The organism is Streptomyces rugosispiralis, from assembly GCF_024505145.1.
GTDB lineage: Bacteria > Actinomycetota > Actinomycetes > Streptomycetales > Streptomycetaceae > Streptomyces > Streptomyces rugosispiralis.
On record NZ_JANIAA010000015.1, the window covers coordinates 69,292 to 86,464 of the forward strand.

General features: G+C 72.7%; 11 protein-coding genes. 4 read left to right on the plus strand and 7 right to left on the minus strand.

The features are described 5' to 3' along the window. Positions 1-224: 224 nt before the first annotated feature. Positions 225-1,445, minus strand: coding sequence for a macrolide family glycosyltransferase (locus tag NP777_RS22920; RefSeq protein ID WP_256652053.1), 1,221 nt, complete (start codon positions 1,443-1,445; stop codon positions 225-227). A 244-nt stretch (positions 1,446-1,689) separates the two neighbouring features. Between NP777_RS22920 and NP777_RS22925 the strand changes: the two genes are divergently transcribed. After that, the gene (locus tag NP777_RS22925) at positions 1,690-3,624 is read left to right on the plus strand and encodes a glycoside hydrolase family 3 protein (protein WP_256652141.1); all 1,935 of its coding nucleotides are present in this window, start codon (positions 1,690-1,692) and stop codon (positions 3,622-3,624) included. Between the two features lie 136 nt (positions 3,625-3,760). Here NP777_RS22925 and NP777_RS22930 read toward each other — a convergent pair whose 3' ends face one another. After that, positions 3,761-5,167 (minus strand): S28 family serine protease, encoded by a 1,407-nt coding sequence (locus NP777_RS22930; RefSeq protein WP_256652054.1) that lies wholly within the window; start codon positions 5,165-5,167, stop codon positions 3,761-3,763. A 182-nt stretch (positions 5,168-5,349) separates the two neighbouring features. Here NP777_RS22930 and NP777_RS22935 point away from each other — a divergent pair, with 182 nt between their 5' ends. Continuing rightward, positions 5,350-5,793 carry a hypothetical protein gene (locus NP777_RS22935; protein ID WP_256652055.1) on the plus strand — a complete coding sequence of 148 codons (444 nt, stop codon included), beginning with the start codon at positions 5,350-5,352 and terminating at the stop codon, positions 5,791-5,793. 185 nt (positions 5,794-5,978) lie between these two features. On the opposite strand, the gene NP777_RS22940 is transcribed toward NP777_RS22935, so the two are convergent. Then, entirely contained in the window at positions 5,979-10,280 is a 4,302-nt protein-coding gene (locus tag NP777_RS22940) for an ABC transporter transmembrane domain-containing protein (protein ID WP_449343549.1), read from the minus strand. Between the two features lie 658 nt (positions 10,281-10,938). Here NP777_RS22940 and NP777_RS22945 point away from each other — a divergent pair. Next, positions 10,939-11,109 (plus strand): hypothetical protein, encoded by a 171-nt coding sequence (locus NP777_RS22945; protein WP_256652056.1) that lies wholly within the window; start codon positions 10,939-10,941, stop codon positions 11,107-11,109. Next, entirely contained in the window at positions 11,109-12,101 is a 993-nt protein-coding gene (locus NP777_RS22950; protein ID WP_449343550.1) for a helix-turn-helix domain-containing protein, read from the plus strand. The genes NP777_RS22945 and NP777_RS22950 overlap by 1 nt, the downstream gene beginning before the upstream one ends. Before the next feature lie 499 nt (positions 12,102-12,600). On the opposite strand, the gene NP777_RS22955 is transcribed toward NP777_RS22950, so the two are convergent. The 4 genes from NP777_RS22955 to NP777_RS22970 all read right to left on the minus strand — a co-directional run bounded on the left by NP777_RS22955 (position 12,601) and on the right by NP777_RS22970 (position 17,008). Further along, complete coding sequence (locus NP777_RS22955) at positions 12,601-13,278, minus strand: response regulator (RefSeq protein WP_256652057.1); 678 nt, start codon at positions 13,276-13,278, stop codon at positions 12,601-12,603. Then, positions 13,275-14,630, minus strand: a complete 1,356-nt coding sequence (locus NP777_RS22960; RefSeq protein ID WP_256652058.1) for a sensor histidine kinase — start codon at positions 14,628-14,630, stop codon at positions 13,275-13,277. Before NP777_RS22960 ends, NP777_RS22955 begins: the two co-directional genes overlap by 4 nt. 10 nt (positions 14,631-14,640) lie before the next feature. After that, positions 14,641-15,915, minus strand: coding sequence for an acyltransferase family protein (locus NP777_RS22965; protein WP_256652144.1), 1,275 nt, complete (start codon positions 15,913-15,915; stop codon positions 14,641-14,643). Positions 15,916-16,084: 169 nt separating this feature from the next. Next, positions 16,085-17,008, minus strand: coding sequence for an alpha/beta hydrolase (locus NP777_RS22970; protein ID WP_256652059.1), 924 nt, complete (start codon positions 17,006-17,008; stop codon positions 16,085-16,087). Positions 17,009-17,173: the final 165 nt, after the last annotated feature.

Genomic DNA, 17,173 nt, shown 5'->3' on the forward strand with positions numbered 1-17,173 from the left:
TGTGCGGAACCGGCGCGGGGCGCCGTACGTCGAAGCGGCGTGCTGATGGGGAGTCTCCGCGCGGCGGCAATCGGCCTCGCCGCTGACTGCGTCGCTGACCACCTCACCGCCGCCCGCGGCCAGCAGCACCCCGCCGCCGACGCGACACCCCTCCCAGAGCGTCGGCGGCGCCCAAGCCCTCCTCAGCACCTCAGCCCGGCGGGCCCCGCACCGGCGGCTGCGCCTCACACCGGCAGCTCCGCCTCGATCAGGTCCGCCGCCCGGTCCGGTCCGCCCTCCGCGGCCATCCGCGCCTTGAGCGCGGCGCAGCGGGCGGCCACCTCGGGGTCGTCCACCAGGTCGAGCACCGCCTTGCGCAGCGCCGGAGCCATGGCCTCCTCCTTGGGCAGATGGCGGCCGACCCCGAGCCCCTCGAGGGTGTCCGCGTTGCGGAACTGGTCCACGGCCTGCGGTACGGCGACCATCGGCACCCCGCAGGCCAGCCCCTCCTGGGCGCCGCCCGCACCCGCGTGGGTGACGAACGCGTCGGCCTTCCGCAACACGCTCAACTGCGGTATCCACGTGTGCACTTCGACATTGGCCGGGATCTCGCCGAGGTCGGCCGGGTCGACGAACTCGCCGATCTGGAGCACCACGTACCAGCCCGGCAGATCGCCGAAGGCCGCGACGCACTCGCGGTAGAAGCCGGGCTCCCTGGTCCAGGTGGAGCCGAGCGAGATCAGCAGGATCCGGTCGGTCTCGGCGGCCCGCTCCGGGCGGCGCCACTCCGCCACGTCGCGGCGGGCGTTCTGGCAGCCGCCGACGAAACTGTAGACGGAGGTGTCGACGCGGTCGGCGTTGGGCTGGAGCAGTTCGGGGATGAGGGCGACACAGCGGCTGGGGCGGCCGATGAGCCGGTCGGGGTCGATGTCGGCCAGGCCGTTGCCCTCGAGCCAGGCGCGGTAGCGCGCGTAGTAGGCCCGGCCGCGCTCCGAGCGCCGCATATGGGCGTACATCGGCTCGAAGACCTCTTCGCGGTAGCCGTCCCAGGGCACGAAGCTGGGCGCGAGTTCGACGGCGGACACGCCCCACCGATGGGCGAGGACATGCGCCGGGTAGGCGGTGACGTCGTACATCACCAGGTCCGGCTCATCGCCCTCGTAGGCCGCCAGATGCTGCGGAAGCGCCTGCTCCGCCTCGGTGAGAAACGGCTCGATGTAGTCGATCAGTTCGGAGCCTCTGGCGCCCGGCGCATTCTCACCGTGGAGGATCGAGGTGTAGGTCTTCGGCTCGGCGCCGGTTTCGGCCACCTTCTCGGCGAACGACTCGGGGATGGCGTAGGTAACCCGGTGGCCGCGGGCCACCAGCTCGCGGATCACCTCCAGGCTCGGGTTGACGTGCCCGTGTGCCGCGATGCCGAACATGGCTATGTGTGTGGGGGGCTTGGCACCCGTCGGTGGGGTCATGAAAACGGAACATAAGCGAGAACGGATGCCTCATACAAATACCAGGCATACTTGGTCGAGAGTTTAGTACCGATTTAGTGCGGACACCAGATCACCGTCTTTAACCAGTCTTTTCCTTACGCTTCCTGGCCACGCGGCGGAGCCGCATATCGATGCTGTGGGAAGGGCCGGCTTTCCTTGACCCGGCCGCGGTTTGTGTCCCAGCGTGTCCTGCACGCCTTTGGCCGCCCCCGCCGAACGTCCCATGGAAGGAGTGCGGGTGCACACGACGCCCCGCCGCGCCCTGCTCACCGCCACCCTGGCCGCCGCGGCGGCCGGTGCCTGCAGCGGACCGACGAACAGCTCCCCCGCGCCCGCGGCCCCCGCGCGCCGCACCACCGCCGGTTCCGGCAGCCCGTCCGCGGCCCCCTCCCGGCCCACCACGGAGCCCGGCCGGGACCACGAGCGCGACCGCCGGCGGATCGACCAGCTCATCGGCCGGATGACCCTGGACCAGAAGATCGGTCAGCTCTTCGTGATGCGGGTGTACGGCCATTCCGCCACCCACCCCGACCCCGCCGATGTCGCGGCCAACCGCAAGGAGATCGGGGTCGACAACGCCGCCGAACTGATCGCGAAGTACCACGTGGGCGGGGTGATGTACATCGGATGGGCACACAACATTCGCGATCCGCACCAGGTGGCCGCGCTCTCCAACGGCATCCAGAAGGCCGCGCTGGCGGCCTCCGTGCCCGTTCCCGTCCTGCTCTCCACCGACCAGGAGTACGGCACCGTCGCCCGGGTCGGCGCGCCCGCCACGCTGTTCCCGGGCGCCATGGCGCTCGGCGCGGGCGGCAGCACGGCCGACGCCCGTACGGCAGCGCGCACCGCGGGCGCGGAGCTGGCCGCGCTCGGCATCCGGCAGGACTACGCCCCGATAGCGGACGTCAACGTCGACCCCGCCAATCCGGTGATCGGCGTGCGCTCCTTCGGCGCCGATCCCAAGGCCGTGGCCCGCATGGTGGCGGCGCAGGTGGAGGGCTATCAGAGCGCCGGGGTCGCGGCCACCGCCAAGCACTTCCCCGGCCACGGCGACACCAGCGTGGACAGCCATGTGGGGCTGCCGCGGATCACCCACTCCCGGAAGGAATGGGAGCGGCTGGACGCACCGCCGTTCCGGGCCGCGATCGAGGCCGGAATCGACTCGATCATGACGGCCCATCTGCTCTTCCCCGCGCTCGACCCGGCCGACGACCCCGCCACGCTCTCCCGCCCCATCCTCACCGGTGTGCTCCGCGAGGAGCTGGGCTACGACGGGGTGGTGGTCACCGACTCGCTCGGCATGGAGGGGGTGCGCAAGAAGTACGGCGACGACCGGGTGCCGGTGCTCGCGCTCAAGGCGGGCGTGGACCAGTTGCTGAACCCGCCGAGCCTGTCCCTCGCCTTCGAGGGCGTGCGCAAGGCCGTCCGGGCGGGCGAGATCAGCGAGGACCGGATCGACCGCTCGCTGCGGCGCGTCCTGGAACTCAAGGCCCGCCGGGGCCTGTTCGACGATCCGTACACCAGCGACCGCGCGGTCAACCGCACGGTGGGCACCCGCGAGCACCGCGCCACCGCCGACCGGATCGCCGAGCGCACCACCACCCTGGTCACCAACCGCGGCGGACTGCTGCCGCTGTCGCCGCGCCGCCACCGCGACCTGCTCGTGGTGGGCGTGGACGCCGCGGCCCCCTCCGGCACCGGCGGCCCGCCGACGTCCGTCCTGGCCCGCGCCCTGTCCGGCCTCGGCTTCCGTACGGAGGCGCTGACCACCGGCACCAGCGGCTCCCCCGGCCCCTCCCCGCAGCGCATCGAGGCGGCGGTCGCGGCGGCGCGGAAGCGGGACGCGGTGATCGTGACGACGTACGACATCGCCTCCGGCTCCGCCCAGCGCACCCTGGTGGCCCGGCTGGTGGCCACCGGCGTGCCGGTGGTGCACCTGGCCCTGCGCAATCCGTACGACATCGCGCGCCTGACCGGCCGCGACACGGCCCCCGGCGCCTCGCTGGCCGCCTACTGCTGGACGGACGTGGAACTGCGCGCCGCCGCCCGCGTCATCGCGGGCCGGACCGCACCGCGCGGCAAACTGCCGGTCGCGGTCCGGCACGCGGACGACCCGTCCCGGGTGCTGTACCCGATCGGGCACGGGCTGAGCTACTAGGGCCTGTCTGGGCTTGACGCCTGCGGCGGGCCGCTCCCCTCCCCGCCCCCTGGTGCGGGAAGGGGCGGGGAGGGAAAAGCATCGTCCGCCGGACACCCCCTGGCGCCCGTGCCCGGCCGGGGCACGCGGACGCGCCCTACGGGCGCAGCGTCACCGGCTCGCGCTCGGTCTCGCGGCGGTCCAGCTTGGCGTTGTGCGGGGCGAGGGGCTTGCTCGTCGGGCTGACGCCCGCCCAGCGCTGCACCTCCGCGGTGGCCTTGGCCTTCTGGTCGCCGGTCAGCTGGGCGATGCTGGAGCCGTGGTTGCCGCCGGCCACCGTGTAGACGTACGCGTCCTTGGCGCCCTTGCCGACCTGGAAGCGCTCGGCGCCCCACGGGTCGTTCTGGCCGTAGACGAAGAGCATCCGGTGGGCGTCGTGCCGCACCCAGCGGTCGATGTCCCCCATCACGCCCGGCTTGAAGCGCATCGGGATGTCGCGCGGCACATAGTTGCGCGGGGCGTAGATGCCGGGATAGCGCAGCAGCCCGGCCAGGTGCGGGGTCTTGAAGGTGGGCGAGCCGAGCTCGGTGCCCGCCTGGTAGTAGTACGGCGTGTAGGTCTCCAGGCCCTGGTCGGTGTAGGCGGAGAAGCCCGAGATCTCGTCGATGAAGCCGTACAGCTCGTCGGTGGACGCGGTCGGGGCGGGGACGTCCGCGCAGTCCTTCAGCAGGTGGTACTGCCAGAAGGCCCACACCAGGTCCAGGACCACGTTCTCGTAAGCCTTGTCGGCGCTGCCGACGACGGTGAAGGTCTGCTTCTCGTCGTCCGCCCACTTCTGGTAGCGCTGTACGATCTCGTCGCGCCGGACCAGGGCCTCGCGCTGCACCGCGTTGAGCTTGGTGCGGCATTCTGCGGTGCCGACGCCTGCGAAGAAGCGGTCGTAGGCGGAGTCCTCCTTGTCGGCCACGTCGTTGGGCGCGACGTAGGCGACGGTGCCGTCCATGTCCCGGGGGTAGAAGCGGCGGTAATAGGTGGCCGTCATCCCGCCCTTGCTGCCGCCGGTGGCCAGCCACTTCTTGCCGTAGATGGGCTTCAGGGCCCGGAAGAGGCGGTGCTGGTCGCTCGCGGCCTGCCAGATGTCCAGCTTGGACCAGTCGGCGGGCTGGGGCCGGGAAGGAGTGAAGAAACGGTACTCCATGGACACCTGGTTGCCGTCCACGAGCTGCGTGGGCTCACTGCGGCGCGGTGCGGTGGAGACGTTGTAGCCCGAGGTGTAGAAGACCGTGGGCCGGTCGGTGGCCTTGTGCAGCAGTGTGAACCGCTGCTGGAAAGTGCCCTTGGCGGGATGCCGGTGATCCACCGGCTGGGCGTAGCTGAAGACGAGGAATCGATAGCCCTCGTAGGGCTGCTCCGCCACGAAACGCATTCCGGGAATCGCCAGGACACGTTCCTTGATGTCCGGCTGGGCGGGGGCGGCCGGTGCCGCGGACGCGCTTCCGGCGCCCGCGCCGACCGTCCCCACCAGTATCGCGAGCGACAACAGCCATCTGAGCATCTTGCGCATGCACCCTCCCCTTGTTGCCGAGTTGACCCTTTGTCCCGTGAATTCGCACAGGTCGCCGAGAACCTATCCGGGCACACACTCGCGTCGCCAGATGCCGTGAACGCTCCAACCCGGGGCCGAATACGGAGAGTTGTTACCCCCGCCCTCTTTCGTAGCGGGCTGTGATGGCTCATGCTGCCTGTATGGACCGAGACGAACGGCACGACCGGAGTGAACGGGCCGAGCGGCTGACGCGATATCTGAACGAATTGCAGGAACGGATCGATCCTCGCTCGCTCGAGCTGCTGATGCGGCTGCTGCGCGAGTTGAGCACCTCACCGGCCGTCAGCGGGGGGACGTACGAACTCGGAATGGGGCCGGAGGAGAAAGAGCTGTTCACCCCCGCTCTCCAGGCCGAACTGCTGGTGCTGTTCGGCCTGCTCACCTCCCAGGACGAGCGTGTGGTGGTCGACCTCGGCGACAGTCCGCACGCCAAGGGCATGAAGGTGCTGGTGCCCCAGGAGCGGGCCGGGGACCCCGACTTCCTGCACCGCCACAAGCAGCGGGTGGCGGCCGAGGCGGAGCAGCGGGAGCGGGACCGGCGGGAGGTGGAGGGCATAGCGAGGGCCAGCGGCATGGAACCGTGACGTTACCGTACGTAACAACGGGCGAACGCTGAGCGTCACCGGCCGTACGACGGCTGCCCGGTGCGCACCGCGCCCGAAGGGGCGCGGGGCCGTGTCGATGTGCGGCTCCGCCGCGTGGGCGCGGCCGGCCACGACGGAGCCGCAGACGTGCCGACGACGCATCGTGGGCACTCCCAGCGGAGCGCTTACGCCACAGCGGGCTCCGTCTCCCCCATGAACGTGCGCCACAGCGCGGCGTACCGGCCGTCCCGCGCCACCAGCTCCTCATGGGTGCCGTCCTCGACGACCCGGCCGTGGTCCAGGACCACCACCCGGTCCGCACGGGCGGCGGTGGTCAGCCGGTGGGCGACGACCAGTGTGGTGCGCCGTCCCGTCAGACGATCCGTGGCCTGGTTGACCAGGGCCTCGGTGGCCAGATCGAGCGCGGCCGTGGCCTCGTCGAGCAGCAGGATGTCCGGGTTCACCAGCTCGGCTCGCGCCAGCGCGATCAACTGCCGCTGCCCGGCGGAGAGATTGCGCCCGCGCTCGGCGACCTCGTGCAGATAGCCACCGTCGAGCGACGCCACCATGGCATGGGCGCCGACCGCCCGCGCGGCGGCCTCCACCTCAGCGTCGCTCGCGCCGGGCCGTCCGTAGGCGATGGCATCGCGCACCGTCCCGGCGAAGAGATACGGCTCCTGCGGGACCACGCCGAGGTGGCCGCGGTATCCGGCGAGGTCGAACTCGCGCAGATCCACACCGTCCACCCGCACCGCGCCCTCCGTCGGGTCGTAGAACCGCGCCACCAGCTTGACCAGAGTGGACTTACCGGCCCCGGTCTCCCCGACGAACGCCACGGTCTGCCCCGAGGGGATCGTGAGCGAGATGCCCGCCAGCGCCTCCTCGCCGTTCCCGTACCGGAACCGCACATCGTCGAAGGCGATGTCACCGCGCATCGCGCGCACCTCGCGCGGCGCCTCGGCCACCGGCGTGGTGGTGGGCTCGCGCAGCAACTCCTGGATGCGGCCCAGCGACACGGAGGCCTGCTGATAGCCGTCGAAGACCTGGGAGAGCTGCTGGACGGGGGCGAAGAACAGGTCGATGTAGAGGAGATACGCCACCAGCGCGCCCGCCGTCAGCGTGCCGTCCCCGACCCGCCCGGCGCCCACGATGAGCACCAGCGCGGTGGCCACGGACGACAGCAGCTGGACGAACGGGAAGTACACCGAGATCAGCCGCTGGCCACGGATCCGCGCCTGGCGGTAGGCGTCGCTGCGCGCCGCGAACCGCTCCCGGCCGGACCGCTCGCGCCGGAACGCCTGCACGATCCGCAGCCCCGCCACGCTCTCCTGGAGGTCCGCGTTGACCACGCTGACGCGCTCGCGGGCCAGTTCGTACGCCTTGACGCTGCGGCGCCGGAACACCACCGTGCCGACGATGAGCGGCGGCAGGGTCAGGAAGACCACCAGCGCGAGTTCCACGTCGATGATGAGCAGCGCGACCAGGATGCCGAAGAAGGTCAGCAGGCTGACCACGGCGGTGACGAGGCCGGTCTGGAGGAACGTGGACAGCGCGTCGACATCGGTGGTCATCCGCGTCATGATCTTGCCGGTCAGCTCGCGCTCGTAGTAGTCGAGGCCGAGCCGCTGGAGCTGGGCGAAGATCTTCACCCGCAGTGCGTAGAGCACCCGTTCACCGGTCCGCCCGGTCATCCGGGTCTCGCCGATCTGGGCGGCCCACTGCACGAGGACGACGAGGAGCGCGAGCCCGGAGGCGGCCCACACCGCGCCGAGCGAGAGCCGCTGGACGCCCTGGTCGATCCCGTGCCGGATGAGCACGGGCAGCAGCAGCCCGGCGATCGCGTCCACGGCCACGAGCGCCAGCGCGACCAGGAGCGGCGCCCCGAAGCCGCGCAGCAACCGCCGCAGCCCGTACGTCTCCTCGGGGCGGGTGGCCCGCTCCTCGTCGATGTCGGGGGTGTCGGTGGCGGGCGGCAGGGCGGCGACCTTGGCGAGCAGCTCGGGCGTGGCGGGCATCCCGGCCAGCGCCCCCGCGAACCCGGGCCCGGCCACGGCCCCGGCCCCCGCACCCGCCGCCGTGTCGTCCTTACGGCCGTCACCATCGGGCCGCACCCATAGCTCCGGGGTCACCCCACCGGGCCGCCGTCCGTGCGCCGGGCCCGCCCCGGGGCCGCTCTCCGCGCCGATGGCGCGGCGCACCTCCGCCCCAGGGCCCGCGGGGTCGTCGCCGCCGTGGGGTCGGCTGCGCACCGCCTCCGTGGCCACGTCGCCGTCGTCGACGCGCCCGTCCCCGTCCACAGCCCCGTCCCCGGCGGGCGGTGCCCAGGGCTCGGGCGTCAGCCCGTCGCGGCCCGTTTCCCCGGTTGCGTGTGCCGGGTCGTCCCCGCCACGCGGCCACCACCGCGCGGGCGAGTCCGCCACCGCGCCGCCCGGCTCGTCGCGGTCGGCCATCGCGGCCGACCCGTCGACCCGGGCCCAGTCCGAGGACAGGCCACGGCCCGCCACGGCGGCCTCCCCGCCGAACCCGCCGACGACACTCGGCGCGTATGCGGGGCCACCGGCGCCGCGCGCCTCGCCGCCGTCCGAAACGGCAGGCTCGCTGCCGCCCGGAGCGGCGGCCCCGGCAACGCCCGGAGCGGCGGGCTCGCCGCCGTCCGAAACGACGGCCCCGGCAACGCCCGCGACGGCGGGCCCGGTGTCGTCCGTCAGCAGGCTCCGGTACAGGGCGCTCCGCGCCTTCAGCTCCTCGTCCGTGCCCACGTCCGCGACCCGGCCCCGGTCCAGCACCGCGATGCGGTCGGCGAGGGCGAGGGTGGAGGGGCGGTGGGCGATCAGCAGGGTGGTGCGGCCCGCCATGACGCCCCGGAGCGCCTCGTGGATCTCGTGCTCGACGCGCGCGTCCACCGCCGAGGTGGCGTCGTCCAGGACGAGCAGCCGGGGGTCGGTGAGGATCGCGCGGGCCAGGGCCAGCCGCTGGCGCTGGCCGCCGGAGAGGGTCAGCCCCTGCTCGCCGACCTCGGTGTCATAGCCGTCCGGCAGCTCGGAGATGAAGCCGTCGGCCTGCGCGGCGCGGGCGGCGGCCCGGATCCGCTCCTCGCTCGCGTCCGGCAGCCCGTAGGCGAGGTTGGCGCGCACCGTGTCGGAGAAGAGGAAGCTGTCCTCCGGCACCAGCCCGACCGCCCCGCGCAGCGAGTCGTACGTCAGCTCCCGCACATCGTGGCCGCCGATCCGCACCGCGCCCGACGACACGTCGTAGAAGCGCGGCAGCAGCATGGACAGCGTCGACTTGCCGCTTCCGGAGGCGCCCACCACGGCCAGGGTCTCGCCCGGCTCGATCCGCAGGGACACCTCGGACAGCACCGGCCGCTCGGGGTCGTAGCCGAAGCTCACCCGGTCGAACTCGACCGTCGCCGGGGCGTCCTCGGGAAGCTCCCGGGCGTCGGGGCGCTCGTCGATGACCGGCTCGGTGTCGATGAGCTCGAAGACGCGCTCGACTCCGGCCCGCGCCTGCTGCCCGATGGTCAGCAGCATCGTGAGCATCCGCACCGGGCCCACGAGCTGGGCGAGATACGTCGAGAAGGCCACGAAGGTGCCGAGGGTGATCTGGCCCCGCGTGGCCATCCAGCCGCCGAGCGCCAGCATGGCGACCTGGCCGAGGGCGGGGACGGCCTGGAGGGCCGGGGTGTAGCGGGAGTTCAGCCTTACGGTCCGCAGCCGGGCGGCGAACAGCCCCCGGCCGACCGCGCGCAGCTTGTCCGTCTCCTGCGCCTCCTGCCCGAACCCCTTGACCACCCGGACACCGGTCACGGCCCCGTCGACGACGCCCGCGACGGCGGCCGCCTGCCCCTGGGCGTACCAGGTGGCGGGGAAGAGCCGGATGCGGCTGCGCGAGGCGAGGATCCAGAGGGCGGGGGCGACGGCGAGGGCGACGACGGTGAGCAGCGGCGAGAGCACCGCCATCACGACGAGCGAGACGAGGAAGAGCAGAATGTTGCCGATCATCATCGGCACCATGAAGAGCAGGCCCTGGACCAGCTGGAGGTCGCTGGTGGCCCGGCCGATGATCTGGCCGGTGGAGAGCTTGTCCTGCCGTCTGCCGTCGAAGCGGGCGATGGCCGCGAACATCTCGGTGCGCAGGGCGTGCTGGACGTCGAGGGCGAGCCGTCCGCCGTAGAAGCGGCGGACGTAGGTGAGGACGTACACCACGAGGGCGGCGACGATCAGCAGGGTGGCCCAGGGGGCGAGGGACCGATCGCGCGAGACGATCACATCGTCGATGATCAGCTTCGGCACCAGCGGGACGAGCGCCATGACGGCCATTCCGGCGAGCGAGGCGCCGAGGGCGAGCAGCACATCGCTGCGGTACTGCCAGCAGTAGCCGAACAGCCGCCTTACCCAGCCCTGCCCGGCTTCCGGGCCATCCGGCTCCGACCCACCCGCATCCCTTTTGCCCGTTTCATCCGATGCGTCCGCCGCTACGTCCGCCACCCGTGAACCTCCCGCTCCGCACACGCTTCCGGAAGGCACCAACACACTGATGTGCGGATTTCATCCTGCCGCAACAAATGGATCGGGGCCCGGGGCCTGCTCCCCTCCCCGCCCCTCCCCAATACCAGGGGCTCCGCCCCTGGGACCCCAGGGGCCTCTGGAGCCCCTGGGAGCCCTGGACCCCAGAGGGCCCAGGAGGCCCAGGAGGCCCAGGAGGGCCCAGGGCGAAGCACCCCTGATTCCGGGGCCCGGGGCAGAACCCCCGTCGCGGGGGCTGGGGCAGAACCCCCGTCGCGGGGGCTGGGGCAGAGGCCCCGTCGCGGGGGCTGGGGCAGAGGCCCCCGCGTGGCCCGGGGCAGAGTCCCAGTTTCGGAGCCCGGGACGGAGCCCCAGTTTCGGGGCCCGGGGCAGAGGCCCCTGCGGGGCCCGGGGCAAAACCCCGTCGCGGGACCCGGGGCAAGACCCCCATTGCGGGACCCGGGGCAAAACCCCGTTTCGGGACCCGGGGCGGAGCCCCAGGTTCGGGGCCCGGGGCGGAGCCCCAGGTTCGGGGGCTGGGGCGGAGTCCCAGGTTCGGGAAGGGGCGGGGAGGGGAAGACAGCCCGCCGCAGGCGGCACAATCCGCCGGCCGATCGAGACCGCCCGGCAGGCGCCGGAGGTGACGATCACGGACGACGGCCCGCGGATCCCGACCGCGCTCCGAGGACACACGTTCGCGGAATCGCCCAAAAGCGGACTGTTCAATACCGAACCGTTCATCAAACACTTAGCAGGGCTGTCTAAGGTCGCGCCCATCGAAATGCGCACCACCGGCCAGGCGAAAGGATGATGATCGTGACGATGTCCCAGATCGACGACATCCCGCCCGCGGAACGGTTCGCGGCGTGGCGCGCCCTGTGCGAGCTGACGTCGATCCCCATGGAGCTGCGCAGCGACCATGAGCACGACTTCCGCGCGAACGTACGCGGCGGAGTGGACATCGGCGAGGTGATGCTGACCTACACCTCCGTACCGTCACTGCGGAACGAGCGGACGGCGGCCCATATCCGGCGCTCCGACCCGGAGCTCTACCATCTGCGGCTCACCCTGAGCGGGGAGAGCGACGTGTGCCACGGGGACGCCGAAACCACGGTCGGCGCACGGCAGTTCATGCTCACCTCCACCTCCGCGCCGTATCTGGCGGTGTGCGAGCGCGGCAGGGTCGACGGAATGACGGTCACCCTCCGCCCCTCGCTGCTGCCGTTCCCGCCCGCCGACCTCCAGCTGCTGCTCGGGCGGCGGCTGTCCGGGCGGTCCGGGATCGGGGCCATGCTCGCCGACTTCCTCACCCGGCTGGCCACCGAGTCCGACGCCTACGGCCCGGCCGACGCACCGCGCCTCGGCACCGTCGCTGTCGATCTGCTCAACGCGCTGCTCGCGCATGAGCTCGACACCGGTGCCGAGGCACGCGCCGAGAACCGGCTCACCCCCGAGAGCCGTCGGCGTACCCTGCGGTTACGCATCCAGGAATTCGTCCGGCAGAATCTGGACCGCCCGGGGCTCACCCCGGCCTCGATCGCCGCGGCCCATCACATCTCGCTCCGGTACCTCTACCGCCTCTTCGAGGAGCAGGGGCACACCGTCTCCGCGTGGATCCGCGCCCAGCGCCTGGAACGTTGCCGCCGCGACCTCGCCGATCCCGCGCTGGGCGACACCCCCATCCATGTCATCGCCGCCCGTTGGGGCTTCAGCCACGCCGCGGACTTCAGCCGTGCCTTCCGCAGCGCCTATGGCGTGCCCCCACGGGACTTCCGCCATAGGGCACTTGCGGCGAACAGGTGAGCGGGGCTCCCCCCGTAGCAACCCTGCTCACCCGCCACTGATCAGCATGAGCCCGCCGGGGCCGGGATGTCGTTGGCCTCCTGTGCACACTGCCTTGATCCTGCGTGCATGGACCGCGTCCGCTGTGCACGGACCGCGTACCCCGGCCCCCATCGGCCCCCATCGGATCACTTCGGGTCACTTGGGCGCGGGTCACCCGCAACTCCTCGATGCCCGCGTGCTTCTTGTCGTCCGCCGACCGACGTCAGCCTTACGGTCGTCTCGTGCGGGCCGATGGCCACGTCGTAGGCGCGGCCCCGCCAGTGCAGCCCGGGGCGGCACCCGCTGCCCCAGATAGCCGTTGCCCACGTACGCGGGGGAGCAGTCCTCGGGGTCGATACGGCTGGAGGAGAGCGCCCAGCCGTCGGACGGCCCGCGCGTGCAGTCCCCTCCGGCGGTGGCGTCGGCCGCCGCCGAGGATCGGATTCGGGAGCGGCGGACACCCCCTGGCGGAAACCGGTCAGAACGCCGACGGGCGCACCAGCCCCGACTCGTACGCGAACACCGCCGCCTGGGTCCGGTCGCGCAGCCCCAGCTTGAACAGGATCCGGCTCACATGGGTCTTCACGGTCTGCTCGGCCACCACCAGCCGTGCCGCGATCTCCGCGTTCGACAGTCCCTGGGCGATCAGCGTGAGCACCTCGGTCTCACGCTCGGTCAGATCGCCCACCCGGGCCCGGAGCGGCCCGCGCGGGACGGCGGCGGTCACCCGGGAGAACTCGCCGATCAGGCGCTTGGTGATGTTCGGCGCCAGCAGCGCGTCACCGGCCGCCACCACCCGTACCGCATGGGCCAGTTCGTCCGCCGAGGCGTCCTTCAGCAGGAATCCGGACGCGCCCGCGCGCAGCGCCTCGTAGACGTATTCGTCCAGGTCGAAGGTGGTGAGGACGAGGATCTTGACGGTGGCGTCGGCGGGCTCGGTGAGCCGGCGGGTGGCCTCGATCCCGCCGACCCCGGGCATCCGTATGTCCATCAGGACCACGTCCGGGGCGAGTTGGGCAACCTGAGTGATGGCGTCGGCCCCGTCCACGGCCTGGCCGACGACCTCGATGTCCGGTTCGGCGTTGAGCAGCACCGTGAAGCCCTGGCGGACCATCATCTGGTCGTCGGCGATCAGGACGCGGATGGTCGTCGTCATACGGGGTCCTCGGCGGTCTCGGGCGCGGCGGCGGACGGGGCGGGGTGGTCCGTGGGCAGTACGGCGATCACCTCGTAACCGCCGTCCGGCGTCGGGCCGGTGGTCAGCTCGCCCCCTAGCATCGCAGCGCGCTCCCGCATCCCGAGCAGCCCGTGCCCGGCTCCCGGCGAGGGCGGGGCGGGCCGGTCCGGCGCGGTGTTGACGACCCGGACGGTCAGCCCGTGCCGCTGGTACCCCAGCTCCACCCGCGCCTCGGCGCCCGGCGCGTGCCGCATCACATTGCTCAGCGCCTCCTGGACGATGCGGAACGCCGACAGTTCCACGCCCGGCGGCAGCGCCCGCCGCTCCCCCGTGACATCGGTAAGGATCGTGATCCCGGTCCCCCGCACCGTGCCCACCAACTCGTCCAGCCGGTCCAGGGTGGGCTGCGGGGCGTGCCGGGCGCCGTCGGCCAGGGCGTCCTCGGAGCGCAGCACGCCCAGCACCCGGCGCAGTTCGGCCAGCGCCTCGACCGCGTTCTGCCGGATGCCCGCGAGGTTCTCCTTGAGCTCGTCCGAGGGGTTCTCGGCGAGGTGCGGGGCGACCTGGGCCTGGATGGAGATCACCGACATGTGGTGGGCGACCACGTCGTGCAGTTCGCGGGCGATGCGGTTGCGCTCCTCCAGCAGGGTGCGCCGGGCCCGTTCCTCCGCGGTGAGCTCCTCCTGCTCGACCAGCCGGGTCCGCGCCACCCGGCGGGCCCGCAGCGCGGCGCCCACCACCACGGCGGTGGTGAAGGCCGTAATGGCCTCATCGAGGCCGTCGTCATGGGGATGTGAGGCGAGGGCCGCGGTGACCGCGCCCACCAGGAGGGTCAGCACCAGCGCCTCGGCGGCGATCCGCGGGCGGACCCGCAGCGCGAGGAGGAACAGGACGGTGGTGTGCAGCGCGATCTGGCCGTAGTTCCAGGGGTAGAGCACATACGCGGGGAGGCGGTCGTCCACGTCCAGCGCCGTCACCAGGAGCATGGCGGTCGAGAGCCACCACGCCGGTATCGGACGGGTCAGCGCCAGTTGGACGGCCAGCGCTTCGAGCACGACGAGCCCGATCAGCGGCACCGGGTCCTGGGCCGTCCCCGGGCGGGCGGGCTCCTGGAACTGCGCCATGCTGAGCCAGGCCATGAGCACCGCGAACAACACCACGTGCCCATGGGGCAACCGGCCCAGCCAGCGCATCCGCGGCAGCGGATCGCGCGCCACCGTCCACAGGTCCTCGCGCAGGATGCCCGGTACCGCGCGCAGGGCCTCGCCCGACGTGCGCGGCAGGGTGCGCAGGCCGCCCGCCAGCCGGTCCGCGACCTTGTCGCCTGTCATGCCCTTGACTCTAGACACTTCGCTGCTCCACGTGCCGTGCCTGCTGTGCCTGCTTCTGTCCCTGCTGCTGTGCCTGCTGCTGTGCCTGCTGCTGTGCCCGGTCCCCGGGGCGTCCCTCGCGGACGACCCGGCTGCCGCCGCCCACGGCAGGGCCGCCACCGCGGACGCCCCCGCCACCGCCCTCCCGCGGCCGCCCCGCCTCGTACGCGTGGAACGCCGCCCAGCAGATCAGCAGCGCCCCCGCGAACACCGGAAGCCAGCAGAGCCGGGCGAGCACCCAGCCGGGTCCTTCGGGCACGGTGTGCAGCCCGGTCTGCGGTCCGGCGAGCCGCAGCGTGGCCACGCTGACCGCCATCATCGCGGTCTGGTGCCACAGGAAGACGGTCATCGCGGCGAGGTTGACCAGCGCCACCACCGCCCACGCGACGGGCCGCGCCAGCACCCGGCGCAGCGGGCCGCGCAGCAGCAGGGCCGCGCCGCACTGGGCGAGCCCGAAGGTGACGGCCGCCAGGGTGGGTGGGTTGAGGTTGGAGATCGAGGCGCCCGGCACCCCGACCATCGCCGCCGGATAGCCGCCGAACAGGACGAGCCCGGCGGTGACCGCCGCGCCCCCGGTCAGCAGCACCCACCCGGCCGTCCGCCCGCGCAGCCTGCCGCGGCCCCAGGCGGCGCCCAGGCAGTACGGGACCAGCCAGCCCGCCGCCAGGTTCACCCAGCCGAGCCAGGCGGGGCCGCCCAAGCCGAAGCGGACCAGGTCGACATGGAGCACGACGGCGAGCGGCCACAGCGGATGCAACCGCGCCACCAGCGGGGTCGCGGCCGTGAGCACGGCGTAGACCAGCAGGAACCACAGCGGGGACAGGACGAGTTTGAGCAGCGTGTGCACGGTAAGCAGGCTCACCCCGGCGGCGAGCAGCGCCCCCGCCGCCACGGCCCATACGGTCAGTACGACGGCCACGGGCCGGAACAGCCGGACCAGCCGGGCGCGCAGCCACCGCCGGTAGGTGACGCCCCGGGCGCGGGCGCAGTCGTGGCTCTTGGCGCCCATCTGCCCGCCGACCAGGAAGAACACCGCGAGGGTCTGGAACACCCAGGAGACGGGGGTGAGTCCGGGCTGGTACCGCAGCGGGCTGGCCGCGCGCAGGGTGCCGCTGTCGGCCACGAGGGCGGTCACCAGCCAGTGGCCGAGCACCACGCCGAGGATGGCGACGGCCCGCAGACCGTCCACGGCGCGGTCGCGGCCGGGCGGGGTGGCGGCCTCGATCCGCCGGACGAGGTCACGTATACGGACCGTCCCACGCGGCCGGACCGTCTCAGACCGGTGCGTCTCATACGGCCGGGGCGACTTACTCAGCCGGACCGTCCCGCGCGGCCGGACCGTCCCGCGCGGCCGGACCGTCCCACCCGGCCGGACCTTCCCACCCGGCCGGACCGTCTCACTCAGCCGGTGCGTCTCACGCATCGCGGCCCTCCACGATCCGGCCCATGCTCGCCAGGGCGACGGACCCGGGCTTGAGGTAGTCGCTGTGCCCGACGTCCCCCGCGTCGAAGATCCGCGCCCCGAACCGCCGGGAGACCGGGTCGGTCCCGAAGCCGATGGTCGTGCCCGGCAGCGGGACCCGTACATGCGGCACCCCGCCGATCCAGTCGTTTCCGCCCCGCCCGGCCCAGACGGTGGCCCGGGTGTGCAGTTGCCGGGCGTCCTCGTACCCCGTCCCTGGGCTGCCGTACAGAACGATGTCCGCGGCGTTCAGCCCCCTGGCCGCCCGGCCGCAGACCACCGAGCCGTAGGAGTGGCACAGGAGCGAGATCCGGGCCCGGGGCGTGGCCGCGTTCAACTCCCTTACGAACGCGGCCAGTCGGGGAGCCGCACCGGCGGCCCGGCCCGTGGTCAGCGCCTCGGGCGCCACGGTGCCGGGCGTCTTGTACCCGAGCCAGCCGATGACGGCCGTACTGCGCCCGAGTTGACGGCTCAGCGCGAGCGCCCCGTCCCGGAACCGGCCGTAGGTCTCCAGATTGGTGTCCGACCCCGGCACCAGCACGGCGATATGCGTGGCGCGCTTCAGATCCCCGTACACCTCGACGGCACGGCCCCCGTTCCGCCCGTCGAAGGACAGGAAGTGCCGCGACGCCTCCCGCATCTTCCACAACGCCCGCGCCCGCTTGCGGTCCCCGTGCCGGGCGGCCATCACCTCGGCCGCCCGAATCCCCTCCCGGTTGGCCGCGTACCGGTGCTCGAGCCCCGCGACGCGCACCGGCCCGAGCGCCACCGGCGCGGGCGCGGGCACCTCACTGGGCCCGGCGGCCCCCACCAGGGGCGCCACCACCGAGGCGGTGACGAGCGCCGCGAGCAGGGCGCGGCGAAGACGGGACGCCATGGCTGTTCCTTCCGTACCAACGGGTGTCGTGGATACGGAAGGTATGGAGCCGGCCGCGTGGTTGGCGTCCCACCGGGGAGTGCATCTGCGGGGTAGTCCCCAGGTATGACAGGTACGGGGTGGCCGTTCCTACGGGCGGCCCTCATGAACAGCCGTCGCCCTTAC